The sequence below is a fragment of the Companilactobacillus halodurans genome (genome assembly GCF_009600985.1).
Classification (GTDB): Bacteria; Bacillota; Bacilli; order Lactobacillales; family Lactobacillaceae; genus Companilactobacillus; species Companilactobacillus halodurans.
Genome location: NZ_VDFP01000018.1, coordinates 15,367 through 39,316, shown reverse-complemented (window position 1 = coordinate 39,316; position 23,950 = coordinate 15,367). Strand labels below are relative to the sequence as shown.

Below are 23,950 nucleotides of genomic sequence, written 5' to 3'. Positions count from 1 at the left end.
AGCCTCCCGAGTTAATTTATTAGAATTATACCATTAGTTTCAGCATAATTATCTAATTTCTACGTTAAATTTTTGTACCAAACTTTCTTTAACAAGTGAGAATGCCTTTTCAACCTCTTCATCAGTTAAAGTATCGTTAGGATTTAAGAATTCTAAGTGATAACCAAGTGATTTGTGATTTGGTTGAATATTTTTACCTTGATAGACATCAAAGATATTAACATCTTGCAAGTATTTGCCGCCATTAGCGAAAATGTCAGCAATAATTTGACTATTATTAATATCTTTTCCAACTAAAATAGCTAAATCACGAGTTACAGCAGGATATTTAGGCGCACTTTGAGCTTTTACGTTCTTAGAATTCAATTCATACAATAGATCGATATTCAATTCAAAAACAAACGTATCCGAAACATTTTGGGATTTTTGATAATCAGGATGCAACTTACCAATAAGACCAATTACTTGATCGTTAGCTAAAATTTTAGCTGTTTGACCTGGGTGAAGGTTTTTGTATTCATCAGTAGCTTCATAACTAAATGTGGCATCGCTATTGGTAAATGACAATAGTTCATCCACGATTCCCTTAACATAATAGAAATCGACTTTTTGAGCTTGAGTATTCCATGAATCGACTACGACATCTCCACTGACAGCACCTGAAATATAAGATACTTCATTTGGACGAGCTTGACCAGTTGGACGGTCAAATATTCTAGCTTGCTCAAAAATCTTGAGATTGTCATTTTTACGAGCTTGATTATAAGCCACGTTTCTAACTAAACCTGGAATCAAGCTGTTGCGTAAGTATTCGTGATCTTCAGTCATCGGATGCAATAACTTAGTATATTCTGTGTGAATCGTGTTGAAATCTTCAACTTCTTTTTTACTTAAAAGCGAGAAATTAATAACTTCATCCATGCCGGCACCAAGTAAAATATCGCGAAGCTTATTGCTTAATTCTCGCTTCTTGCTGTAGCCGCCACGTGTCTCCATTCCTGCAGGTAAAGTATTAGGTAAGTTCTCGTACCCATAAATTCGATTAACTTCTTCAACCAAGTCGGCTTCGATAGTCATGTCCCAACGACGAGTTGGAATCGTAACAGTCACATCATCGCCAGATAATTCTGTTTCAAAACCTAAGCGGTCAAAAATATCAAGAATCTCATCACTAGAAAGGTCTAAGCCCATCAAATGATTAATATGATTAATGCTACCTTTGATAACAGTTGGTTCTGCCTTAGTGTAATTACCAACAATATCCTTTGAAATAGTTGTTGCGTCACTATTTTGATCAACTAATTGAGTGGCACGTAAAAGTGCTTCGTCAACGATGCCATTATCAACGCCCTTTTCAAAACGGTTAGAGTCATCGCCACGTAGGTCGTGTCTTTGAGCAGTTTTACGAACAGTGGCACCATCAAAAACCCCTGCCTCTAGTAAAACATTTTTCGTATTTTCGTCAACCGCAGCAGTTTTGCCATTAATTACTCCAGCTAATCCTAAAATTTCCTTATTAGAAGCAACAATCAAGTCATTTTTATCAAGAACCTTATCTTGATCATCCAATACTAATTTATCGCCATCTTTAGCGAACCTAACTGTTAAGTCTTTATCTTGAAGTTTATCTAAATCATAAGCTTGAATAGGTTGACCGTATTCAATCATAACGTAGTTAGCTGCATCGACGACATTATTAACTGGTTGGATGTTTTGATTCCACAACCTTCTTTGCATCCAAAGCGGACTGTGAGAAACAGTTACACCTTTTAACTCACGTAATAAATAATCAGGTACTAAGTCTTTTTCAGCGACTTTTACAGTGACATCTGCATCGTCTTGAACTTTTGTTTGATTCAATTCTGGTTTCTTAAATGTTGGTTTTTCATTATAAGTTGCACCGATTTCCCAAGCAGCACCACGCATACCCAAAGTATCAGCACGATTAGGCGTGATATCGATATCGATCATTTCATCTTTTAAACCAAGGAGATCATAAACATCTTCGCCTGGTTTTTGAGGGTCGTCGAAAACATAAATGCCGTTAGCAAATTCTTCAGGCATGTATTGACTAGGGACGCCGACTTCGTCTAAACCACAAATCATGCCATTTGACTCTTGGCCACGGATTTTGCCACGCTTGATCCTAACGCCATTAGGCAAGTGTGCGCCATGTCTTGCAACGATAACGTATTGACCTTTTGCCACATTAGGAGCACCACAGACGATTTGAATTTCTTCTGATTCACCAACATCTACTTGGCAAACTTTTAAGTGGTCTGAATTAGGATGAGCTATCACGCTTGTGATATGGCCGACAACTAAATCAGTCAACTCTTCTCCTAATTTAACTGGACTTGATTCAATCCCAGTTAAAGAAATTTTATTAGCCATTTCTTCGACTGTATGTGTAACTGGAATGTATTCTTTTAACCAACTTGTTGAAATCTTCATTATCTTAATTTACTCCTTTGAATTGTTCTAGGAATCTTACATCATTTAAGTAGAAATCACGGATATCGTTGATTCCATATTTAAGCATGGCAAAACGTTCTGGTCCAAGACCAAAAGCCATACCACTGTATTCATTAGGGTCAATTCCTGACATCTTTAAAACATTAGGGTGCGTAAGTCCGGCACCTAAAACTTCGATCCAGCCGGTGTACTTACAAATACGACAGCCTTCTCCACCACAGTTAAAACAAGAAACATCAACTTCAACTGATGGTTCAGTAAATGGGAAATAACTTGGACGGAATTTTATTTCACGGTCTGGTCCAAAGACGTGACGACAAAGTGCATCTAAGGTACCTTTCAAGTCAGCCATACTGATATTTTTATCAACGACTAAACCTTCAATTTGATGGAATTGGTGAGAGTGAGTAGCATCATCATCATCACGACGGTAAACGACACCTGGTGAAATCATCTTTAAAGGACCCTTTGAAAAGTCATGAGCTTCCATGTCACGACCTTCTTGTGCAGAAGTCTGAGTTCTCATTAAAAGTTCATCTGATAAATAGAAAGTATCTTGCATATCACGAGCTGGGTGATTCTTAGGGATGTTCAATCTTTCAAAATTGTAGTGGTCCTCTTCAACTTCATAGCCACCAGCAACTTCGTAACCTAGACCGATAAAGAATTGTTCAATGTCTTCAATCGTTTGATTCAAAATATGCTTTGTACCTTGATTTTGACTAGTGGAAGGCAAAGTTACATCAATTGTTTCTTCAGCCAGCTTTTTAGCAACGATTTTTTTATTCAATTCTTCCATTTTTTCTTCAATGGCCAATTGAATATCTTTTTTTACATTATTAGCTAAGGTACCTATTTCAGGACGTTCTTCTGCAGGAACATCTTTCATACCTCTTAAGGCTTTAGTGATAGGTCCCTTTTTACCTAAAAGATTAACTCTTAGGTCGTTTAATTCTTGAAGCTTTTGAGCTTTTTTGGCTTCGTCGATACCATTTTCTCTTAGGTTCTTTAGTGTTTCATTTAATGACATTTTGTTTCTCCTTGGTGGTCTTGAATTCTATTGATTGAAATTTTTATGTTAGATATTTTTTTAATAACTATTGGGGATTGTGTTATGTGGAAGAGGTAACTTTAAAATAGTTTTATGTCCTCTTGTTTAATAACCATTGCTCCACTGATATATGGTTGAAACGAGCTCCGCAGGGGCAACCCATTCCGGTTAAGTCTAATATCTCTGGCGATTGCTTCGCAATCACCTGAGATATTGGTCTTAATCCTCGTGGGCTGACCGCCCCTGCTGCGCTCTCTCAAAAAAAAGTCCCCATCCCTAAAAAAGGGACGAGGACTCGCGGTACCACCCTAGTTCATGTTTAAAAACATGCACTCAAGTAGTTATATAGTAACTAACTTAAAAACTCAGAAAGTGAATTCGCTGTTTCTTTCATCAAGCCTTTTTCAGTCAATGGCTCTTCCTGTCATGAAATCTGCAGTTACTATTTTTCGTCAAAGTTTAAATATTTTATTTATATAGTTGATTATACAAAAACTTACAAGTTTAGCAAGTTCTAAAGTGTTTGTAATCCGTACATTAAAACTCCGGCAGCTACTGCTACGTTGAGTGATTCGGCTTTTCCAAGAATTGGTATATAAATATTTTCATCGGTTTCGCCTAATACTTCTTTTGTAACTCCGTGAGCTTCATTGCCCATAACTAATGCATAATTATCAATCTTGGTTAATTCATTGTATGGTTTTGCTTTAGCATTTACTTGTGAACCATAAATTTTTAATTGTGACTTTTTGGCTAAGTTGATAGCACGATTAATATCCATTCGGTAGATGGGTAGATGGAATTGGCTTCCTTGCATCGAACGTTGAACTTTTGGTTGATAGAAATCAGCTGAGTCTAAACTTGTGATTACTCCATCATATCCTGCTGCATCAGCTGTACGGACGATTGTTCCGACATTTCCGGGATCTTGGACGTCGTCTAGCATGACCCACTTTCCAGAAAAGTCAGTTAAATCATTTTCTTCATTTACTTTAATGACAGCAAAGATTCCTTGTGGCGTCTTTGTTTCTGATAAATCATTAGCAACATCTTCAGAAATCGTTACGGCAATATCGTGGTATTTTTTAACTAATCGATCATCTTCGTATTTTTCCGTAACTAAGAGCTTCACAAATTCTTGCTCATATTGGTCAGCTTCACGAACTAAATGAAAGCCTTCAATCATATAAGTTCCAGTCTTACGAATATTTTTTGTAGCTGATAATTTCTTCAGTTGTTTGATTTCATCATTTTTTTTCGATTCAATATATTTCATATCATCCATCCCTCTTGTTCTATAATATAAATATTAACACATTCGAGAATTTGAGGTGATCAGTTGTGAAACATCTTTCCATTAATGCCGATGGCTTAGTTCAAGGAGTTGGATTTCGCTATTCAACTTTTCAAGTAGCTAACGAACTGGGAGTTACTGGCACAGTGAAAAATGAAATGGACGGTTCAGTTTCAATCGAGGCCGAAGGAGACCAAAAAATCTTATATATTTTCCTTAATCGGATAAAATCTTCCCCTTCACCCTTTGGAAAAGTAACTAAATTGGACTATAATTTTTCTGACGACTTACAACATTACAAGAAATTCACTGTGATTGGTTGAAACGTCAAAAGAGTTAAAGTATATTACTCTGTATACGATTAAAAGGGTGGTTTATTTAAGTGAAGAAAAAATATGTCAAATATATATCAGTACTGTCGCTAGTTTTAGTACTGACACTAGTTTTGACTGGATGTGCTCAAAGTTCCGCAAACTTGCACGCTCCTACTAGTGGGCCATATGGATTTATTTACAAATGGCTAGGAATTCCGTTCCAAAATTTGATTCTAAAGACAGCACAAATAATTGGTGGTACAAACGCATATGCTTGGGGAATCATGATTATTTCCTTTGTCGTTCGCTTGATTTTGGTTCCTTTATCATTGAACCAACAATATAAATCAACGACGCAACAAGAAAAAATGCGTGCTGTGCAACCTCAATTGAAATTAATTCAAAACGCACAAAAGAAAGCTAAGAATCCTGATGCTCAACAGAAAATCAGTAGCTTAATGATGGAAGTTTATAAGAAGAATAATTTAAGTTTAACCGGTGGTATGGGATGTTTGCCATTGCTTCTTCAAATGCCAATCTTGATTGGTATTTATCAAGCCGTACAATATTCAAAGCAAATCGGTACTGCTACCTTCTTATCAATCCCTCTTGGTAAACCAAGTATGATTGTTGCCATTATTGCGACCGTCTTCTACTTGATTCAAGGTTGGATGTCCTTACAAATCGTTCCACAGGAACAAAGAAAACAAATGCAAACAATGCTACTCATGAGTCCTATGATGACATTCTTCATTTCAATGATTTCAACTGCTGCTCTTGCACTTTACTTCTTGGTCGGTGGTATCGTAATCGTGATTCAACAATTGATTACAAATTACATCGTTACCCCAAGAATCAGAAAACAAACTGATGCTGAATTAGCAAAGAATCCAGTTAAAATAGTTGTCACGCAAGAAATGCTTGATGACATTTTAAACTCGGGAGCTTCAAGTGCAAAAACAAATGATAATGGTACTGCAAATCAAAGTGCACAAGCTGAAAAAGAACTACACAAGAGTATTCGTGAATTAAATCAAGGCAAACAAAATCGCAACAAAAATAAATAGTTTCATGATAAAAGGCTATCAATTCAATAATGAATTGATAGCCTTTTTGAGTTTAAAAAAAATCCTCAAATTTAATTGAGAATTACTTTTTTGATTCTTTATCTTTTTTTGTTGTTTCTTCTGGTTGTAATATAGGCAATTCAATCTTAAAAACCGTTCCAGAACCGACAACACTTTCAACTTCCAAGCTACCATGATAGATTTCAATCAATCGCTTGGCAATAGAAAGTCCTAGACCGTTTCCTCCACGTTTTCTTGAGCGGGCCTTGTCAACTCTATAGAATCTATTAAAAATCCGTTTAAGGTCATTTTTAGCGATTCCAAGCCCATAATCTTGGACGACCACTTCCAACAATGCTGAATTAGTCGAAGCAGCCAAATTGATTTCTTTTCGATCAGCTGAATATTTAAATGCATTATCCAATAGGATAACTAAGACTTGCTCCAAGTGATTGCGATAAATCTTAACTTTACTACCCTCACGGATATCGTCGTCGAAATTGATCACAAAATCTGGATGCAACATTTTGAAATCATTGTAAACTTGCGTAAACAATGGTTTGACCTCAGTTGTCTGTTCCAAATATGCACTGTCGATCTGTTCAACACGTGTAAGATCTAGCATCTCTTGAATCAAGGATTGCATTCGTTTTAATTCCTGAAGCGATGAATTGATTGAATCATTCAAAACTTCGGGATCGTCTTTACCCCAACGTTGCAACATACTTAAATGTCCTTCGAGTACAGCAACTGGGGTCCGCAATTCGTGTGAAACATCTTCCACAAATTCTTTTTGTTGATTCGTGTAAGCTTGCATTCGATCTAACATTTTATTGATATTAACTGTTAAATCATAAACTTCATCATTTCTTTTACGTATTTTTATTCTAGAGTCAGAATCAGGTTTCTTATTCAAAGCATCGATTGTCACATTGATTTTTTTCAAATCATTTAAGACCATCGTTACCGCATAAAAACTCAACAGCACGCCTAAAATAAAAACTACGACTCCACCAATGATCAATTTGGTGGTAAATGCATGAATTTCATTCACTGAAGCTACATTATCAACTGTCCGCATCGCTATAATGCTGACAAAAACATAAGCCATTAAGATAACAATTGAAATTAAAGCAGTCCATTTGAAACGGATTGAAATTCTCATCGACGCATCACGTACCCTTTGCCACGAACAGTTGAGATATAGCTAGGTGCTCCTGGGCGGTCAATTTTATTTCTCAAATATTTGATATAAACATCAACGACATTTGTTTCAGTTGATGAACCTGTTCCCCAAACACGTTCCAATAAGTCGTCACGACTCAAAACGGTTCCAACATTTTCCATTAAGGCACTCAATAAATCATATTCGCGTCGAGTCAAGTCAATTACTTCCCCATTACGCTTCAAAGTTTGAGTAGTCTTATCAATAACCAAGTTCTTATATTTTAAAACTTGATCGTTATTTCTTGTCACATCGATATCTAAATCGATACGTCTTAATAATGCCCGGATTCTTGCAAGCAATTCTTCAATTGCAAATGGTTTAACAATATAATCGTCAGCCCCGTGATCTAATCCTGATACACGATCAATAATTGAATCACGTGCTGTCATCATAATAATTGGTGTATTTTTTTCTTGACGAATGCGACGACAAACTTCGATACCGTTCAATTCAGGTAACATCAGATCAAGCAAGATTAAATCCCAATCTTCTGACAACGCTGCATCGAGGCCGGTTCTACCATCACGTTCGACAGTCACTTCATAATTTTCATGTTGAAGTTCGAGTTGAACGAATTTTGCCATATTCTCTTCGTCTTCAATAACAAGTATTTTAGCCATACGTATCTCCTATACATAAATATTAAATTATCTTTAATTATAGACTAATCATCAATTCAAATGTGTCTCTCTTTTGGCAATGCATTAATGATTTTAACATATAGCAAAAATTAAAAGAAGACAAGCTTTTATTTTTATTTTTTTTAAACAAAAAAAGAGACGGTCCCCCGTCCCAAATTTTTACTACATTATTGTTCTTCATACCAAGTATAGTGGAATGTACCAGGTTTGTCATTTCTCTCATATGTGTGAGCACCGAAGTAATCTCTTTGAGCTTGAATCAAGTTTGCAGGGAGTTCTTCTGAACGATATTGATCGTAGTATGAGATAGCAGCCATGAATCCAGAAACAGGAATTCCGGCTTGAACAGCAAAGCTGACAACGTCACGAACATCTGATTGATATTCTTTAACGATACCCTTGAAGTAATCGTTCATCAATAAGTTGTCCAATTTTGGTTCTTCGTCGTATGCATCAGTGATCTTTTGTAAGAATTGAGCACGAATGATACAACCAGCACGCCAGATTTGAGCAATCTTACCGTAGTTTAAATCCCAATCGTAGTGATCAGAAGCGGCCTTCATTTGAGCAAATCCTTGAGCATAACTGATTAGTTTACTGAAGTACAAAGCTTTACGGATCTTTTCAACTAATTCATCGACATTCTTGATTTCTGGTGTCTTTTCAGGCTTAGGTAAAACCTTGCTTGCCTTAACACGTTCATCTTTATAAGCAGAAACATAACGTGAGTAAACTGATTCTGTAATCAATGATTGTGGAACGCCTAGTTCAAGAGCACTTTGTGAACTCCATTTACCAGTACCCTTGTTACCAGCTTTGTCCAAAATCTTATTGACAATATAATCGTCAGTTCCTTCATCGTCTTTTCTAGTCAAGATTTGTGAAGTAATATCGATCAAATAACTTGATAGTTCACCCTTGTTCCAGTCTTGGAAGACTTCAGCAATCTTATTAACATCATTGTTAAACAAGTGCTTCAACAAGTTGTAACTTTCAGAAATAAGTTCCATATCGCCATATTCGATACCATTGTGTACCATCTTTACATAGTGGCCGGCACCATTAGGTCCGATGTATGTAACGCATGGTGCACCATCTTCGTCAGCTTTGGCTGAGATTTGTTCCAAAATAGGAGCAACTAGATCATAAGCTTCTTTTTGGCCACCGGGCATTAATGATGGTCCGTGAAGAGCACCGAGCTCACCACCGGAAACGCCCATACCGATAAAGTTGATTCCAGATTTATCCAAACGTTTGTTACGTTCAATAGTATCTTGGAAGTTTGTATTACCACCATCGATCAAAACATCGCCCTTGTCTAATAAAGGCAAGAGTTGTCCGATAACAGCATCAGTACCAGCACCTGCTTTAACCATCATCATAATACGACGAGGTTTTTCAAGTGAATCTACAAAATCCTCAATTGTATAACTAGGTACTAATTTCTTTTCTGGATGCTCCTCAACAACCGCTTTAGTCTTTGAACCTGTACGGTTATAGATAGCAACTTCATATCCACTACTCTCAATATTTAGGGCAAGATTCTTACCCATGACAGCCATACCAATAACACCAATTTGTGGTTTTGCCATTAATAATTACCTCCGATTTTTGTTCACATATTAATTCTAACAAAAAATCAAAAAAGGAGTGAATAAAACCGCTTCATTTTACGATTATTTTAATGTTAGTTTTACATCTAACCTTATAAGAAATATTTCATTAGAACAAATAAGGGTAGAAAAAAAGAAGTAGTTAAAATATCTCTACTTCTTATCACCATCATCTTTAAATAAACCTTTTAATTTCGCAAATTCTGGATTCACATGCTCTTCTTCTTTTTGCGAATTGAAATCTTCTTCAGAAATCACTTCCCAGTCTTTACCAGAAGGCATGATATTTTCTTGTTCTTCTTTCTTAGTTAAGACCTTTGAAGGAATACTCAATAAAATATTATCAATCACTGATTCATAAATATTAATAGTTGGATTGTCATCGTTGACAGAAATCACAACAGCGTAATCCTCCAAGTCTTCTTCTGCAAGATCATCAATGTTATAAGCTTCATTAATTCTAATATCGACCGGTAATTCTACTGGCAATAAACTTCTTGTTGAAGGTACTTTTAAAGTTGTTTTAACTTTGACATCTGAAATTACTAGACCATGATCATTGAATAATTGGCCCTTCACTTCGACTGGAGCTGAATCTAAAACATCGTCGGAACGAGTTGTCAGCTCTTTAGTTAAATCGAGTTCTTCCTCAAATTCAAAAGGTTTGTCTTTGTAACGGCGAACGTCTTGAACATCCCAATTTAGCATTAATTTACCCCTTTCATGTAAGGTATTCTTCCAAAATCTTGCTTTTCCTTAGTTATCATTTGATAAATTCTATCAGCTCTGATTTCTAAGTCTAAAGCAGCTTGTTCTTTTTTCCCGACACGAGTAATTAAATTCAGGTCGTTTTTCTTTAATTCATTAAGATACTTTTGACCTGATGAATTAAATCCTAATATTCTCAAATAAGGATTTTTATTCACATTATTAATTTCAGATTCTTTCACATTTAATAACGTATACATCATTAAACGTCTCAAACGAGCCAAAGTATAACGTTTTGATTTAACTCGGTCGATGAATTGTTGAAAATTATCACTATCAACAATTTCTTTCTTTAATTTGTACTCCAACCCTTCAACCATCTGATAAATTTGCTGCAATTCATCGATTGAAGAATTTAGAATTTGATATTTCAAATAGGGAAAAAAATCTTCCCATGTAGCAATTTTTTGTTCACTCATTAATGTTTGAGTCAATTTAGGTACTAATCCAGCAATTGGCTCACCATTAATATAGCAATTTCTAACTTTAGTTGCACTAAAATCAGACTGGTTTCTAAGAATTGTTTTCGTATCAATCAAAAAATGGTTTTGTTTGATCTGTAAAACATAATTCAAGCCTAAAAGTTGATTCGGTAGTTTGGAAATCTCAAGTCCCTTTGAACGATAAAAATCAGTCAAATTTTGAGCTGAACTATTTTGATAATTTGGTTTAAAGTCAGCTTTAATGGATGAGATTTGTTGAGCAATTTCATCAAAATCTAATTTTTCTTCAGTTCCAAAAACTAACGTATCGATGTCCAAGGAATTCAAAACTCTTATCGACCCCTCAGCAAATAAGCCTGCTGGTTGTACAGCACTCGCCAGTGGCAATTCGACTACTAAATCGACTCCATTTTCAATTGCCAGTCTTGCTCTTTTCCACTTGTCCAAAATGGCAAAATCACCCCGTTGAACAAAATTGCCCGACATAACGGCAATTAATACATCAGGGTGATATTTTTGTTTGATTGCATCGATAAATAACTTATGTCCATTGTGAAATGGATTAAATTCCGCAACGAACCCATAAATTTTTGTCATAAGATCCTCTACTTTTCAGCTGAAAAGAACCATCTTGTTGAATCATTTTTCACTTCTGATTTGCCAAACTCAGCACTCACTTGGATATTCTTAAAGCCAATATCATTTAAAATCATTTTAAACGTTTCTATTGGATAAGTTCTTTCCTTATGAAGCTCAGTATTGACCGAATATCCCTTAATCTTGTCATTCCAATTGAAGAAGGTCAATTCATGTTCGATACTATGAGGATATTCACCCTCAAAACTATTCCACATAAAAGCTGAGTCTTCAGTTCGATGATTGAACATATAACCAGGAAAAACTTCATCCATTTGATACAAGGAATGTGCATCGAATAAATACTTTCCGCCTGCATTCAAGTGTTCAAATGCTTGATTAAAGGCAACTGCCAACTCATCTTCATCCTTTAAGTAACAAATTGAGTCGTCAAAACAAGTAATGACGTCGAATTTTTCAAAATCATATAAATCCATCATATTGCTTTGAATAAAGGGAATAGTTTTCTTAGCCTTTTGAGCTTTTTCTTCAGCAATTTTTAACATCTCATCGGAAAGGTCAGTTCCTGTAACGTGAAATTTATCAGCTAACAAGATTGTTAAATCACCGGTTCCACAAGCAACGTCTAACAGCGTCTTATCAATTGTTCCGGCTTCTTTTTCAACATATTCAGCCCATTTAGCATACAGTGAATCATCCATCAACTCACTATATACTCGTGCAAATGAGTTATAAATCATTATTCAGTTACCAAATCAGAAATATCTACTTCTGAAGCATCTGACCAAAGTTTTTCAAGATTATAGAAATCACGTTGTTCTGAAGTGAAGACGTGAATAACTACATCATGAAGATCAATCAAAACCCATTCTGAGTTCCGATTTCCTTCAACATGTCCCACATCAATATCATTTTCTGAAGCTTTATCCAAAACTGATTGAACGATAGCATCAACTTGACGTTGGGAACCAGCATCCATGATTACAAAGTAATCAGCCATGATACTTACTTCACTGATGTTCAAAACTTTGATGTCATTAGCATGCTTTTCATCGGCTGCTTTAACAGCGATTTCCATTATTTTCTTTGAATCCAAATTATAAGTCTCCTTTTGTTATCCAATAATTGTAACTAATAAAAGTTGCTGGATATATTTCTCGATTTTTTTCTACTAAGTGTTGTATTGAATGCTTCAATTCATAAGCCACGGCTGAATCTAATGATTTTTCAGCGTAAGCACGAGCTGTTTTGATTCCAGGGAAATCTCTTTCTGGTTCAATGAAATCACCCACGAATACACATTTATCAACCTGCGTCATAGTTGTTGCTCCAACAGTATGTCTGCGGATTGCATTCAACACGTCTTCATCATAAATACCCAATTCATCTTTAATAATTTCAGCACCAACGATTCCGTGCCAAATTGCATTATTATAATTCAACAATTCTGGGTCTAAATTTTTTCTCTTGATAACATCAATGAATTCTTCATCGCTTCGTTCTTTAGCATAATCATGCAGTAAACCTGCTAAGCCAGCACGCTCTACGTCGCCACCAAATTCAGCAGCTAAACCACGACTAACTTTTTCGACTCGCAAACAATGCGTATAACGAAAATCGCTAAGCGTATCATGCATTCTATCTAAAATTTGGTCACGATTCAAATTGCTTTTTATGTCATCATACTTAAAATCATTCACTATAAAGCCCCCTATCCTTGATATACCAGGCCACATCATCAGGAACTAAATATTTGATCGATTGTCCTTTTTTGACCCGTTCTCGAATCATACTTGAACTGATCTCTAGTTCTGGTGTGTTGACCCAAAGTATCGGATATTTCGATTTTTTTTCAAAACCTTTTCGACAAACGCCTACAAAGTGAACCATTTGAACTAGTTCATCAATATGGGACCATTTAGGAAGGTTCTCAACCATATCTCCACCGACAATAAAGTAATATTCTGTGTTGGGATTTAAGTCTTTTAATAACTTAATAGTTTCATAAGTATAACTAATCCCACCACGTTTTATATCGGTCATATCTAAATCAAAATGCATATTATCTCTAATCGCTAATTTGATCATGTTGACTCGATCATCACTATTAATATCAGGCAAAGATTTTTTTACTCCTCGATGAGGCGGAACCTTATCAGGCAAGAACAAAACTTTATCAAGACAAAGCTGTTCATAAACCTGTTCGGCTATTAATAGGTGTCCCAAATGAATGGGATTAAATGTCCCACCAAGGATTCCAATATGTCTTTTTGGTAAATTACTGTGAAATTCTAATTTAGCTTTAGTTAATAATTGTTTTTGAGTATTCATATTTTCATCACTTAAATTTAAATATTCTCTAACTCAACCGAGTATTTACGATTTTTGATTTTTGAAGCTTTTCGATAGAAAATCATCTTTGAACCGATTGTTTGAATGTGAACGATACTATCGTCAACATTTTGTAAAGCTTCAATTAAATCTTGTGGTTCAACCATGGTATTTTGTAAGAGTGACACTTTAATCAATTCATTTTTTTCAATCAAAATTTCAAATTGTTTGATTAAATTATCACTAATACCCTCACGACCGACTTGAAGTACAGGCTTCATTGTAGCTGCTTGACTTCTTAAATAACGGTTCTTTTTTCCTTTTATAATCATTGTTTCTCCTTAAATTATCGCATTCCGAATCGAAACATGCACTCCATCAGGAACATATGCTTTAACTTTTGTACCTGCAGGAATGGTTAGCCAACCTAATCCATAGATAACTATATCTGATTTTTCATGTGCCGAAAAGATTTGACTCTTGAATTTAGGGAAGTCTTTAACGTCCGTTGGTGGAGTTAAAATATCGCCTAAGTGTTTTTGATAAAATTCATCTGCATTAATGGTCTTTGTTCGATGTAATGGCAAACCTTGATTGACATAAAATGTCACATTAGTCTTGTAGTCTAGAAAATCAAATCTTGCTAAACCAGCCACAAAAATCGTTTGGCCATCACGTAATTGGAACGTTGCTGGACGTAATGGTTTCTTAGGTGTAACTGTCTTCAAATCTTTAGCATTTAGGAAATGGGCTAGTTGATAACGGTGAATAATTCCTGGCGTATCAATTAAACTATGTCCATCGTCCAAAGGAATATCGATTCGGTCCAACGTTGTTCCAGGAAATCTAGAAGTCGTAATCAAATATTTGATATCTGAATTAGAACTGATGATACGGTTAATCAAAGTAGATTTACCAGTATTAGTAGTTCCAACGACGTAAACATCTTTGCCATCACGATACTTCTCAATCATTTCCATCAATTCATCAATATTAGTTCCTTTAACTGCAGAAACCATAATTTGATCAACTGACTTGATTCCATTTTCTTTACTCTTTTGTTGCAACCAGTTCAATAAGCGATTTTGATTAACTGAGCTTGGCAACAAGTCGACCTTATTACCAACGACTAAGATTTTCTTATCGCCGAAGAAACGTTGCAATCCAGGAATGACGCTACCCTCATAATCAAAGATATCAACTACGTTAACTACCAAGGCGTCTTCTGCAGAAATTGAGTCGAGCAATTTCAAGAAGTCATCGTCTGACACATCAACGTCAGTGATTTCATTATAATTACGAAGTCGGAAGCATCTTTTGCATAAGAGTTCCTTTGAATCATCTTCTGTGTACTTTTTTAGAGTAGATGCCTGCACGAAACCGGGCTTGTCTTTATCTTCTGTTTGAAGTTGAGCACCGCAGCCGATGCAGTATAATTTCTCATTACTTTCTGTCATTTAATGAGTCCTTCCAATATAAATTCTTATCACGCATTTGCATTGCTTTTAAAATTGGACGTTCAAAAAATCTATTAACACGTGTTTTTTTCGCATCAGTGTTAACTAATGGCTTGACTAAAACAGTCTTTAAACCGGCCCCATTACCTGCTAAAACATCTGTCATCACTTGGTCCCCGACAAACAAGACGTTTTCTTTGTTAATACCATTCTCTCTTAAATGTCTCATAATTGTAAAAGGCAAAGGCTTAACAGCTCTGGCAACGATACTAACTGGCAATTGTTCGACGGCTTTTTCTGTCCGTTCATAACTGTTGTTGGTAACAACCATAACTTCAATATTATTCTTGGCCATTTGATTGAGCCACTTACGTAACGATAAGTCATATTTATCACTATTCCAAGGCAAAAGGGTATTATCCAAATCTGTCATAATGGTCGTGATGTGCAATTTCTTCAGAGAATCGACATCGATATCAGTGATCTTATCTAGCATAATATATGGTTTAAACATTTTTAATCCTCGTTTACTTTGCTATTTAGTAAAAAAACGTAATTTGGGGTTATCCAAATTACGTTTTAAATTTAAGCTAAAGCTTTTTTAGCTGTATCTACTAAACTTGTGAATGCCTTTGGATCTTCGATAGCTACTTGAGCCAACATTTTACGGTTAATGTCAACATTAGCTAACTTCAAGCCATGCATCAATTTGCTGTAGCTGATTTCATTCATTCTAGCAGCAGCGTTGATTCTTGCAATCCATAATTTACGGAAATCGCGTTTTACTTGACGACGATCACGGAATGCATAACGGTATGATACCATTATTTGAGTATGAGCTGCTTTAAAAGTGATATGTTTTGATCCACGATATCCCTTAGCTAATTTTAAAACTTTCTTACGACGTTTGCGAGTTACTGTTCCACCTTTTACACGTGGCATAATGACTCCTCCTTTTTATTATAAAGACTTAATAATTAGTGTGGCAAATTAGTATGTGGCTAACATTTGCTTGATACGTTTCATATCACTTGCATTAACCATACCTGGCTTAGCCAATTGACGACGTTGCTTCTTAGTCTTACCGTGGAAACGGTGACTTGTATAAGCGTGCATTCTCTTCCAACCACCATTAGCAGTTTTCTTAAATCTCTTTGCTGATGCGCGGTGTGTCTTTTGTTTAGGCATGAAAATCCCTCCACTATTTCTTCTTTTTGTTATCTTTAGCGTTAATTGGATCAAGCATCAAGAACATACTACGTCCATCCATCTTAGGTCTGGTTGTTACTGTAGCAACATCCTTAGTCTGCTCAGCGACACGGTCTAAGACTTCCTTACCTATCTCTTTATGAGTAATTGCTCTACCCCTAAAGCGAAGAGAAACTTTGACCTTATCACCCTTAGCTAAAAACTTACGAGCATTGTTAAGCTTGGTATTGAAATCATTCTCTTCAATAGTTGGGCTTAGACGTACTTCTTTAAGACTAACGGTTTTTTGTTTTTTACGTGCTTCGCGATCCTTCTTTTGAAGATCAAACTTATATTTACCATAATCCATAATTCTGGCAACAGGTGGTTTAGCACCTGGGGACATAAGGACTAGATCCATATTTGCGGCTTCAGCTAAACGTTGTGCCTCTGCCCTTGGTTTTACACCAACTTGATCGCCATTTTCAGAAATCAAACGTACTTCCTTTGCACGTATTTGATCATTTATTAACAATTCTCTTGCTATGAGTAGTCACCTCCGAAGTAATTTAACCCACAAAAAAAGCGGGCTGCACAAGCATGCCCACTATATATTTACGCAATCGTATTAACCTAGAGGCGAATGCATAGGTGAGAAGCGGGCGCTTCTGCTTAATCTCAACAGTTATTAACTATATCAATAGATCATGTAAGTGTCAATACTTTTATTCAAAGTAAAATCAAGCCTACAACTCTCACTAGACGATTCGACTACCGTTCAATACATTTTATATCTATAAAGCTTGGTATATTAATATTCTGTTGGTCTCTTATTTAATTTTAACATTTTCATTTCTCAAAAGGAATTATGATAGCTGGAATAATTATGAAAAGAGTATTTAAATACAGTTATTATAAATTAGGATGTGAGAAATCATGAGTAAAGTAAATAATTTCATTGAATTAGTTGAAGCAATTTCAACAAATGAGCCCAAAATAGAAATCAAACGAAATATCACCGTTAATTATCCACTGATTATATCTCCAAATACTAAATTAGTTGGAATTCCTCAAGAAAATAAATCCTTGCCTGCATTAATTTTTCAAGATAGCGATGGAATTGGCGTGACACAAGACAACCAAATTTCTGACTTATCAATTTTAGCACCTAGTGAAAAAAGAGCTATCTTCTCTGCGAGCTTTTCAGAAGATTTAGGCCATTTTGAATTTAAAAATTTAACGCTCTCCGGTCAATTTTCATTCATTGCAAAGTCCCCCACTAAAACCGCAGATTTAATTTTAAATAAAATCAACATTCTTCAAGCCGATGCCAGACATTATTTAGAACAACCACAAAAATATGGGGTTAATGTTTTGCAAGGTGCTTTGACAATTTACAATTTTAATTCAGATAGTTCTAGTTTATTGACAATTGAAGCTACAGATATTTCTATTGGACAAGAAAATAACCCTGTCTTTGGTTCAGGCGTTTTCATCGCTGGTTTTGGCGACAATGGTGGAAAAGTCAAAGTCAAAGAGCTGCAAACAAATGAGGTTCATTCAACTGGTAAAATTCCCTTTGGCGTTGCCGACTTGATCACTGGTGCTATTTTTATTGTCAATGGTGCCTATGCAAGTTCTGTAATTCAAAGCGGAAAAACTACTACTTACGGCGTCAATGACATGGTACTTGACGCTTGGGGAGAAGTCGACAACTGGGTCGTAAACGATACCGTCACTTCTTACGGACCTTCTGGAATCGGCTTCGTTAATTTTGGCACTTTCAAAACTTTCACTGCTAAAGCTCCAATCGAAACTTATGGACTTGGGGCTCGAGCCTACAATCAATATGATGGAACTTTGGAAGAAGGACACTTTTCTTCCATTAATACATTTGGCGATGGCTCCATCGGCATTCAAATTTCCAAAAAAGTTGGTTCGATTTTTATCGATGGAGATATCAAAACCAATGGAGATACTGGTAATTCACTCGTTAAAGGAATCAACGTTAAACTTCCTGCTAATGCTCTTAGTATCAAAAATGGCGGTGAAGTCAAAAAATTAAACATTCACGGAAACATTGAAACTTTTGGTAAACAGATCACATCCCTTGTCGCTGACAGTGGTGCAATCGTTCATAATATCAAAATAGATGGTCAAATACTTGCCCACGGTGAAAATTCAGAGACAACTAATATTTCATCAGAAAGTACTTTTCCATATATTTAATAACTAAATTTATTTAACTTAAAACATCAAACAGTCGCAACGATTTTACCGACGGTTTGATGTTTTTTTAATAATTCTAAGCCATCAGGAATTTCTGCAAAGCTGATTTCTTTTGTTATCAAGGGATCAACTACACCTTGACTGACTAATTTAACTAAAGAATCAGCCATAACGCCTAAATCATCCAATTGACTCGGTGTTTTTCCTTGATGAGCACCACCTAAATTCAAACTCAAAACGCTTTGTCCCTTTGCACTCAAATTGTAATGAATAATGTCAGGGACATTTAAAATATCAACTACAGCACCATTATAAGCTAAGCGGTTTAAATCCCTTTGAGACTCAATTCCACCAACATCATTAATGATTACATCTACCCCAATACCCGATGTAATCTGCTTAATCATTTCATCAGTATCCTGATTCTTATAATCGATAATATAATCGGTACCAATTTTTTTAACAAAATCTTTTTTCTTTTCAGAAACAGTTGTAATTACTGTCAAACCAAGGTGTTTAGCTAATTGAATAGCAATACTACCAACTCCGCCAGCTCCAGCATGAATTAAAATAGTCTTTTTCCCAGTCAAATTCATCTTTCTAAAAATAGCTGCATATGCTGTTAACCCACTGCATAAGATTGCCGCTGCACTTTGATAAGTGACATTATCTGGAATTTTTCCTACTATATTATACTTAGCTTTGGCGTATTCAGCATACACGCCATTTTTTGTTAAATCATCGTGGAAGAAAACTCTTTGTCCAACTTTAAAATCCTTAGGGTTAGTTTTACCAACCTGAACTATTTCACCGGCTGCATCTAATCCTAAGACATGGGGATAGCTCCAATTAGGATTATGACCCTCAGCCATTTTATAATCGACAGGATTTAATCCAACTGCATGCACTTTGATTAAAATCTCATCGTCTAGGATTTGGGGCTTTTCCATTTCTGATATTTTAATATCTTCAATTTTATTTTGATTTGAATTTATCGTTAATGCTTTCATTCTATTCCTCCAATTAATAACTGATGAATTTAGATTAGCACTGTCATATCAATTAATTCAAACATTTCAAGATAAAAAAATCCTCGGATTATTTAGTAAGTTTACTTGCTTTACCAAAAATTCGAGAATTTTTATTTTTATTCAGTAACCTCTTTTAAGTCACTTTTATTCTTTTTAACATCATTCTTATCGCTTGAATCATTTTCAACTTCATCGAAGTTCCATTTCTTTTTGAGGTAGAAGTAAAATGGAATACCGACAGCCGTAACAACGATACCAATCATAGTTGTTAAGAATTCAGTAAATAAAGTACAGACTAGAATAAAGGTTCCACCAATAATTGCAACAATTGGAATGATTGGATATAGCGGAACTTTGTAAGGACGATACAAATCTGGTTTTGTGTGACGGAGTTTAATAACAGCGACAAACGCCATTACATAAAAAATCCAGATTACAAAAATCAGCATATTGGTAATTGCATCAAATTGGCCTGATAGCATCATTAAACAAGCAATGGCCAATTGAATAGCCCCGGCTGCCCAAGGTATTCCTGCTTTATTTAATTTTGCAAAAGTATCGCCAAATGGCAATTTGTGTTCTTTACCCATAACATAAGGAACACGCATACTTGTCATTGTATAGCCATTCAAACCACCATAAACAGAAATTAAAATACCAATTGTAACTAATTTACTTCCCATGTCGCCAAAGATGGCAGTTGATGCATCTGAAGCAGCATTCAAATTACCGGAAATTTGGCCGAGAGGCAAAACAAACATGAAGACGGCATTAACTAATAAATAAACTATCATGATAACGGCAATCCCAAGAGAAATTGCTCTTGGCAAATCTTTACGCGGATTTTTCATTTCACCTGAGATATTACCAACGTGAATCCAGCCATCATAAGCAAACATAGTAGCTAAGAGTCCGTTACCAATGGCTGCAATAAAGTTACGATGTGGACCTGCAACAACAGGGAACAGCGAGAAATCAACCGGTCCTTTGTGCAAGAATCCAAAGAGTACTATCAATGCTAATGGAATCAGTTTAGCAACTAATGAAATTGAAGTGACGCGTCCACCAACTTTAGCACTGATCCAATTCAGGGATGTAACTGAAAGTGCACTTAAAACTGCTACCGGAACTATCCAAGCATTCGAGAGTGTGAACAAATGTGCAAATTGAGTCCCAAATGCAATTGAGATAGCGGCAACATTAGCTGGGAAATAAATGATTGCTTGGGCCCAGCCAGCCATAAAGCCCCAGAATCCTCCATAACTATGTTCAATGTATCTTGTTAAACCACCTGTTTCAGGATATGCTGCAGCTAATTCGGCTCCCGTAAGACCAGCACAAATGGTAATAATTCCACCTATCAACCAAACCAGCATCGTCAAACTGACGGAACCAGTGTAATTGGTAACGGCTGAAGCTTTGAAGAAAACTCCAGTACCGATAACAGTTCCAGTTACGGTTGCAAAGGCGGGAAAGAAGCCAATTGTTTTCTTTAAACCAGTATCTTGATCGCCCATAATATTAACCTCCAATACAAAGAGAAACATCCATTTTCGTTTTTTAAAAAAGAAGAGATGTTGCACCTCAGGATGCAGCATCTCTTGTTGTCTTCAAAAGTTCTGTCTAGCCGATTCCCCCATCAGCTTCAACTGGTTTGAAGAAGTGGTCGATGATTTCTGATACTCGGCCCAAATCAACGTTACCACCAGATACCATAGCAACAACTTTCTTATTCTTGAGCCATCTGTCATCAATCTTATGTGATTCAAGAGCTGCAACTGGAAGTGCACCGGCACCTTCAGCAACAACCTTTGTTCTTTGTAGCAAGTCTTTCATTGCTCCAGCAATTTCATCTTCATTAACAAGAACAATTTCATCAACTAATTGACTAACAATTGGGAATGTAATGTCACCAGGTGTAGCAACATCCGTTCCATCAGCGAGTGTAAAGTCATCGTGATGTTTTGTAATCTTACCAGCTTTAACTGATGAATACATGCCGTGAACGTTTTCTGATTGAACACCAACAATGTGAATTGATGGATTAAATGATTTCAAAGCAACTGCGATACCTGAAATCAAGCCGCCACCGCCGACAGGAACGATAACTGTATCTACATCCCAAATATCATCTAGGATTTCCAATCCAATTGTTCCTTGTCCAGCAATAACATATTTATCATTAAATGGATCAACGATTGTCTTTCCTTCACGTTCAGCACGTTCACGCATCCATTCGTGGGCATCATCAAAAGTTGCTCCGTGAATATCAACTTCAGCACCGTAGCCACGTGTTGCATCACGTTTCATTTGTGGTGCTTCATCTGGCATAACAACTGTTGTGTCGATTCCAAGAAGGTGACCTGTTAAAGCAACACCTTGAGCGTGGTTACCAGCAGATGCTGTAATAACGCCACGGTCACGCTCTTCTTGACTTAAATGATTAATTTTATTGTTAGCGCCTCTGAATTTGAATGATCCAGTCAATTGCATGTTTTCTAGCTTTAAGAAAACATCGCCACCAACAATATTTCTACTCAAAAACATTGATTGTACTAAAGGAGTCTTACGGGCATATTTACCAACAATAGCCTGAGCCTCTTGGATATCGTGAATATCTACCATAGTATTAACATTTACGCCTTTAATCATTTTTCCTACCTCACCAATTTTTTATTTTAATTAACGGATAGTTCTTTCAAATCTGTAAATGGAACATCTAATGAATCAGCTAAGCCTTTGTTTGTAACTTTACCCTCATAAATATTTACACCAGAAGCTAATGCATCATCATCCATGATTGCTTGATCAATTCCCTTATCAGCAATTTCCAATAAGTAATCGATATTGCCTTTTGCCAAAGCCATTGTAGCTGTACGTGGTACAGCACCAGGTTGATTTGGAACAGCATAGTGAATGATTCCATCTTTAACGAAGATTGGGTCATCAATTGTTGTTGGGTGGTCAATTGTTTCAACAGTTCCACCTTGATCAATTGCGACATCAACAACAACGCTGCCTGGTTTCATTGATTTAATCATGTATTCTTTAACCAACTTAGGTGGTTTTGAGCCTGGGATTAAAATTGTTGAAATAAAGACGTCAGCATCTTTGATTTCTTTAGCCAAGTTTTCTTCATTTGATTTAACAGCACGGAAGTTTTGGTCAGCAAACTTCTTTTGAAGTTCTTTGATACGTTCATCCTTTAATTCAATGATTACAACTGAGCATCCCATACCTAAAGCTAATTCAGCAGCATTTGTAGCAGCATTACCACCACCAAAGATAACTACGTTACCAGCTTCGATTCCTGGAATTCCTGGTAATAGAATTCCTTGTCCTTGGTGTTGAGCTTCAAGATAATAAGCTCCCATAATCACAGATCTTCTACCGGCAATAGCACTCATAGGTGCTAATAATTCCAACTTGCCATCTTTAACAATCGTTTCGCCGCCAATAGCTGTTGTTCCAGCTTTCATCATAGCTTCAACTGTTGGTTTAGATGATGCCAAGTGTTGGAATCCCCAAACAATCTTGCCTTTTGTAAAGTATTGATATTCTTCTGGATCTGGTTCCTTAACTTTAACGATTAAATCAGCTTTCCAACCATCAGCATGGCTAACTAGTTTACCACCAGCTTCAACATACTCATCGTTAGAAAATCCAGCACCAACTCCGGCGTTCTTTTCAACAAGAACTTCATTTCCGGCATCGACCATTTTACGAACATTTTCTGGAGTAGCCGCTACACGGCCTTCTCCTTCTTTTTGTTCCTTAATAATACCAATTTGCATACTCACACGCTCCTTTTGTGAAGTCTATAACTATTTCCTTACAAATGCATGATAACGCTTACAAAAAGAGCTGGCAACGCCTTTTTTTACTTCACAAACTGGGATTTTGGAGGTATCCACTGGTAAGATTGGCTTCCAGAAATCCAAAAAAACTTTGATTTCACAATTATCACTTTTTGATTAATATATAATTGTTATATTTATATCAATATAAATAAACAACTGTTCATAAATCGTGAACAATGTTGCTATATCGCCTTTTAGATACTATTTAAATTTAAAAAGTACCTCTGGTCCTTTTTTTAATTAATTTAATTCTCAAAAATTGACTGAAATTTTTGAAACTAGTTTTTATGTATAAACATGTCAAACAGCTTAGATTGCTCATTCTTTAACAAATTTTAATTCAATTAAAAAAAGCCTAATCAC

25 protein-coding genes are annotated in these 23,950 nt (G+C 35.9%); 3 read left to right on the top strand and 22 right to left on the bottom strand.

All coding sequences use genetic code 11. The features are described 5' to 3' along the window. Positions 1-48: 48 nt before the first annotated feature. The 3 genes from pheT to FHL06_RS09015 all read right to left on the bottom strand — a co-directional run bounded on the left by pheT (position 49) and on the right by FHL06_RS09015 (position 4,802). Positions 49-2,454 carry a phenylalanine--tRNA ligase subunit beta gene (pheT, locus tag FHL06_RS09025; protein WP_153385892.1) on the bottom strand — a complete coding sequence of 802 codons (2,406 nt, stop codon included), beginning with the start codon at positions 2,452-2,454 and terminating at the stop codon, positions 49-51. A 4-nt stretch (positions 2,455-2,458) separates the two neighbouring features. Next, entirely contained in the window at positions 2,459-3,505 is a 1,047-nt protein-coding gene (gene pheS, locus FHL06_RS09020) for a phenylalanine--tRNA ligase subunit alpha (RefSeq protein WP_153385891.1), read from the bottom strand. A gap of 535 nt (positions 3,506-4,040) precedes the next feature. Further along, positions 4,041-4,802, bottom strand: a complete 762-nt coding sequence (locus FHL06_RS09015) for a TrmH family RNA methyltransferase (RefSeq protein ID WP_153385890.1) — start codon at positions 4,800-4,802, stop codon at positions 4,041-4,043. A 65-nt stretch (positions 4,803-4,867) separates the two neighbouring features. On the opposite strand from FHL06_RS09015, the gene FHL06_RS09010 reads away from it, so the two are divergent. Together FHL06_RS09010 and yidC are read left to right on the top strand one after the other, a co-directional pair. Then, positions 4,868-5,143, top strand: a complete 276-nt coding sequence (locus FHL06_RS09010; RefSeq protein ID WP_162000200.1) for an acylphosphatase — start codon at positions 4,868-4,870, stop codon at positions 5,141-5,143. A gap of 59 nt (positions 5,144-5,202) precedes the next feature. Next, a complete protein-coding gene (yidC, locus tag FHL06_RS09005) occupies positions 5,203-6,201 on the top strand; it encodes a membrane protein insertase YidC (RefSeq protein WP_162000201.1) in 999 nt (332 codons plus the stop codon). Positions 6,202-6,283: 82 nt separating this feature from the next. Here yidC and FHL06_RS09000 read toward each other — a convergent pair whose 3' ends face one another. From FHL06_RS09000 to infC, 15 genes are all read right to left on the bottom strand, one after another. Further along, entirely contained in the window at positions 6,284-7,366 is a 1,083-nt protein-coding gene (locus tag FHL06_RS09000; protein WP_153385889.1) for a sensor histidine kinase, read from the bottom strand. Then, positions 7,363-8,049, bottom strand: a complete 687-nt coding sequence (locus FHL06_RS08995) for a response regulator transcription factor (protein ID WP_153385888.1) — start codon at positions 8,047-8,049, stop codon at positions 7,363-7,365. The genes FHL06_RS09000 and FHL06_RS08995 overlap by 4 nt, the downstream gene beginning before the upstream one ends. 188 nt (positions 8,050-8,237) lie before the next feature. After that, positions 8,238-9,662 (bottom strand): NADP-dependent phosphogluconate dehydrogenase, encoded by a 1,425-nt coding sequence (gene gndA, locus FHL06_RS08990; RefSeq protein WP_153385887.1) that lies wholly within the window; start codon positions 9,660-9,662, stop codon positions 8,238-8,240. Between the two features lie 174 nt (positions 9,663-9,836). Beyond that, a complete protein-coding gene (locus FHL06_RS08985) occupies positions 9,837-10,391 on the bottom strand; it encodes a YceD family protein (RefSeq protein WP_153385886.1) in 555 nt (184 codons plus the stop codon). Further along, a complete protein-coding gene (locus FHL06_RS08980; protein ID WP_153385885.1) occupies positions 10,391-11,491 on the bottom strand; it encodes a nucleotidyltransferase in 1,101 nt (366 codons plus the stop codon). Before FHL06_RS08980 ends, FHL06_RS08985 begins: the two co-directional genes overlap by 1 nt. An 8-nt stretch (positions 11,492-11,499) precedes the next feature. Then, entirely contained in the window at positions 11,500-12,231 is a 732-nt protein-coding gene (locus FHL06_RS08975) for a class I SAM-dependent DNA methyltransferase (RefSeq protein ID WP_153385884.1), read from the bottom strand. Then, on the bottom strand, positions 12,231-12,587 hold the full coding sequence (gene rsfS / locus FHL06_RS08970; RefSeq protein WP_153385883.1) for a ribosome silencing factor: 357 nt from the start codon (positions 12,585-12,587) through the stop codon (positions 12,231-12,233). Before rsfS ends, FHL06_RS08975 begins: the two co-directional genes overlap by 1 nt. Position 12,588: 1 nt before the next feature. Continuing rightward, positions 12,589-13,191, bottom strand: coding sequence for a bis(5'-nucleosyl)-tetraphosphatase (symmetrical) YqeK (gene yqeK / locus FHL06_RS08965; RefSeq protein WP_337692547.1), 603 nt, complete (start codon positions 13,189-13,191; stop codon positions 12,589-12,591). Then, on the bottom strand, positions 13,184-13,822 hold the full coding sequence (locus tag FHL06_RS08960) for a nicotinate-nucleotide adenylyltransferase (RefSeq protein WP_153385882.1): 639 nt from the start codon (positions 13,820-13,822) through the stop codon (positions 13,184-13,186). The genes yqeK and FHL06_RS08960 overlap by 8 nt, the downstream gene beginning before the upstream one ends. Before the next feature lie 17 nt (positions 13,823-13,839). Further along, positions 13,840-14,154, bottom strand: coding sequence for a YhbY family RNA-binding protein (locus FHL06_RS08955; RefSeq protein WP_153385881.1), 315 nt, complete (start codon positions 14,152-14,154; stop codon positions 13,840-13,842). 9 nt (positions 14,155-14,163) lie between these two features. Beyond that, a complete protein-coding gene (yqeH, locus tag FHL06_RS08950) occupies positions 14,164-15,279 on the bottom strand; it encodes a ribosome biogenesis GTPase YqeH (protein ID WP_153385880.1) in 1,116 nt (371 codons plus the stop codon). Next, complete coding sequence (locus tag FHL06_RS08945; protein ID WP_153385879.1) at positions 15,266-15,793, bottom strand: YqeG family HAD IIIA-type phosphatase; 528 nt, start codon at positions 15,791-15,793, stop codon at positions 15,266-15,268. The genes yqeH and FHL06_RS08945 overlap by 14 nt, the downstream gene beginning before the upstream one ends. A gap of 71 nt (positions 15,794-15,864) precedes the next feature. Beyond that, positions 15,865-16,221: a 50S ribosomal protein L20 gene (rplT, locus tag FHL06_RS08940; protein WP_025084494.1), complete on the bottom strand. Its 357-nt coding sequence runs from the start codon at positions 16,219-16,221 to the stop codon at positions 15,865-15,867. A gap of 48 nt (positions 16,222-16,269) precedes the next feature. Next, positions 16,270-16,467, bottom strand: a complete 198-nt coding sequence (gene rpmI / locus FHL06_RS08935; protein ID WP_057867869.1) for a 50S ribosomal protein L35 — start codon at positions 16,465-16,467, stop codon at positions 16,270-16,272. Between the two features lie 13 nt (positions 16,468-16,480). Beyond that, entirely contained in the window at positions 16,481-17,014 is a 534-nt protein-coding gene (infC, locus tag FHL06_RS08930) for a translation initiation factor IF-3 (RefSeq protein WP_162000204.1), read from the bottom strand. A 389-nt stretch (positions 17,015-17,403) separates the two neighbouring features. Between infC and FHL06_RS08925 the strand changes: the two genes are divergently transcribed. Then, positions 17,404-18,696: a hypothetical protein gene (locus tag FHL06_RS08925; protein WP_153385877.1), complete on the top strand. Its 1,293-nt coding sequence runs from the start codon at positions 17,404-17,406 to the stop codon at positions 18,694-18,696. A gap of 26 nt (positions 18,697-18,722) precedes the next feature. On the opposite strand, the gene FHL06_RS08920 is transcribed toward FHL06_RS08925, so the two are convergent. The 4 genes from FHL06_RS08920 to ald form a co-directional block, all read right to left on the bottom strand. Further along, complete coding sequence (locus tag FHL06_RS08920; RefSeq protein ID WP_153385876.1) at positions 18,723-19,706, bottom strand: zinc-binding dehydrogenase; 984 nt, start codon at positions 19,704-19,706, stop codon at positions 18,723-18,725. Between the two features lie 137 nt (positions 19,707-19,843). Continuing rightward, positions 19,844-21,244 (bottom strand): APC family permease, encoded by a 1,401-nt coding sequence (locus FHL06_RS08915; protein ID WP_153385875.1) that lies wholly within the window; start codon positions 21,242-21,244, stop codon positions 19,844-19,846. Between the two features lie 106 nt (positions 21,245-21,350). Continuing rightward, the gene (tdcB, locus tag FHL06_RS08910) at positions 21,351-22,379 is read right to left on the bottom strand and encodes a bifunctional threonine ammonia-lyase/L-serine ammonia-lyase TdcB (protein WP_153385874.1); all 1,029 of its coding nucleotides are present in this window, start codon (positions 22,377-22,379) and stop codon (positions 21,351-21,353) included. Positions 22,380-22,405: 26 nt separating this feature from the next. Beyond that, positions 22,406-23,521, bottom strand: a complete 1,116-nt coding sequence (gene ald, locus FHL06_RS08905) for an alanine dehydrogenase (protein WP_153385873.1) — start codon at positions 23,519-23,521, stop codon at positions 22,406-22,408. Positions 23,522-23,950 lie beyond the last annotated feature (429 nt).

What these genes read in the sequence shown, in the direction of transcription:
- pheT (WP_153385892.1), bottom strand. Translation starts at nt 2,454, where the DNA reads ATGAAGATTTCAACAAGTTGGTTAAAAGAATACATTCCAGTTACACAT.
- pheS (WP_153385891.1), bottom strand. Translation starts at nt 3,505, where the DNA reads ATGTCATTAAATGAAACACTAAAGAACCTAAGAGAAAATGGTATCGAC.
- FHL06_RS09015 (WP_153385890.1), bottom strand. Translation starts at nt 4,802, where the DNA reads ATGAAATATATTGAATCGAAAAAAAATGATGAAATCAAACAACTGAAG.
- FHL06_RS09000 (WP_153385889.1), bottom strand. Translation starts at nt 7,366, where the DNA reads ATGAGAATTTCAATCCGTTTCAAATGGACTGCTTTAATTTCAATTGTT.
- FHL06_RS08995 (WP_153385888.1), bottom strand. Translation starts at nt 8,049, where the DNA reads ATGGCTAAAATACTTGTTATTGAAGACGAAGAGAATATGGCAAAATTC.
- gndA (WP_153385887.1), bottom strand. Translation starts at nt 9,662, where the DNA reads ATGGCAAAACCACAAATTGGTGTTATTGGTATGGCTGTCATGGGTAAG.
- FHL06_RS08985 (WP_153385886.1), bottom strand. Translation starts at nt 10,391, where the DNA reads ATGCTAAATTGGGATGTTCAAGACGTTCGCCGTTACAAAGACAAACCT.
- FHL06_RS08980 (WP_153385885.1), bottom strand. Translation starts at nt 11,491, where the DNA reads ATGACAAAAATTTATGGGTTCGTTGCGGAATTTAATCCATTTCACAAT.
- FHL06_RS08975 (WP_153385884.1), bottom strand. Translation starts at nt 12,231, where the DNA reads ATGATTTATAACTCATTTGCACGAGTATATAGTGAGTTGATGGATGAT.
- FHL06_RS08960 (WP_153385882.1), bottom strand. Translation starts at nt 13,822, where the DNA reads ATGAATACTCAAAAACAATTATTAACTAAAGCTAAATTAGAATTTCAC.
- FHL06_RS08955 (WP_153385881.1), bottom strand. Translation starts at nt 14,154, where the DNA reads ATGATTATAAAAGGAAAAAAGAACCGTTATTTAAGAAGTCAAGCAGCT.
- yqeH (WP_153385880.1), bottom strand. Translation starts at nt 15,279, where the DNA reads ATGACAGAAAGTAATGAGAAATTATACTGCATCGGCTGCGGTGCTCAA.
- FHL06_RS08945 (WP_153385879.1), bottom strand. Translation starts at nt 15,793, where the DNA reads ATGTTTAAACCATATATTATGCTAGATAAGATCACTGATATCGATGTC.
- rplT (WP_025084494.1), bottom strand. Translation starts at nt 16,221, where the DNA reads ATGCCACGTGTAAAAGGTGGAACAGTAACTCGCAAACGTCGTAAGAAA.
- rpmI (WP_057867869.1), bottom strand. Translation starts at nt 16,467, where the DNA reads ATGCCTAAACAAAAGACACACCGCGCATCAGCAAAGAGATTTAAGAAA.
- FHL06_RS08925 (WP_153385877.1), top strand. Translation starts at nt 17,404, where the DNA reads ATGAGTAAAGTAAATAATTTCATTGAATTAGTTGAAGCAATTTCAACA.
- FHL06_RS08920 (WP_153385876.1), bottom strand. Translation starts at nt 19,706, where the DNA reads ATGAAAGCATTAACGATAAATTCAAATCAAAATAAAATTGAAGATATT.
- FHL06_RS08915 (WP_153385875.1), bottom strand. Translation starts at nt 21,244, where the DNA reads ATGGGCGATCAAGATACTGGTTTAAAGAAAACAATTGGCTTCTTTCCC.
- tdcB (WP_153385874.1), bottom strand. Translation starts at nt 22,379, where the DNA reads ATGATTAAAGGCGTAAATGTTAATACTATGGTAGATATTCACGATATC.
- ald (WP_153385873.1), bottom strand. Translation starts at nt 23,521, where the DNA reads ATGCAAATTGGTATTATTAAGGAACAAAAAGAAGGAGAAGGCCGTGTA.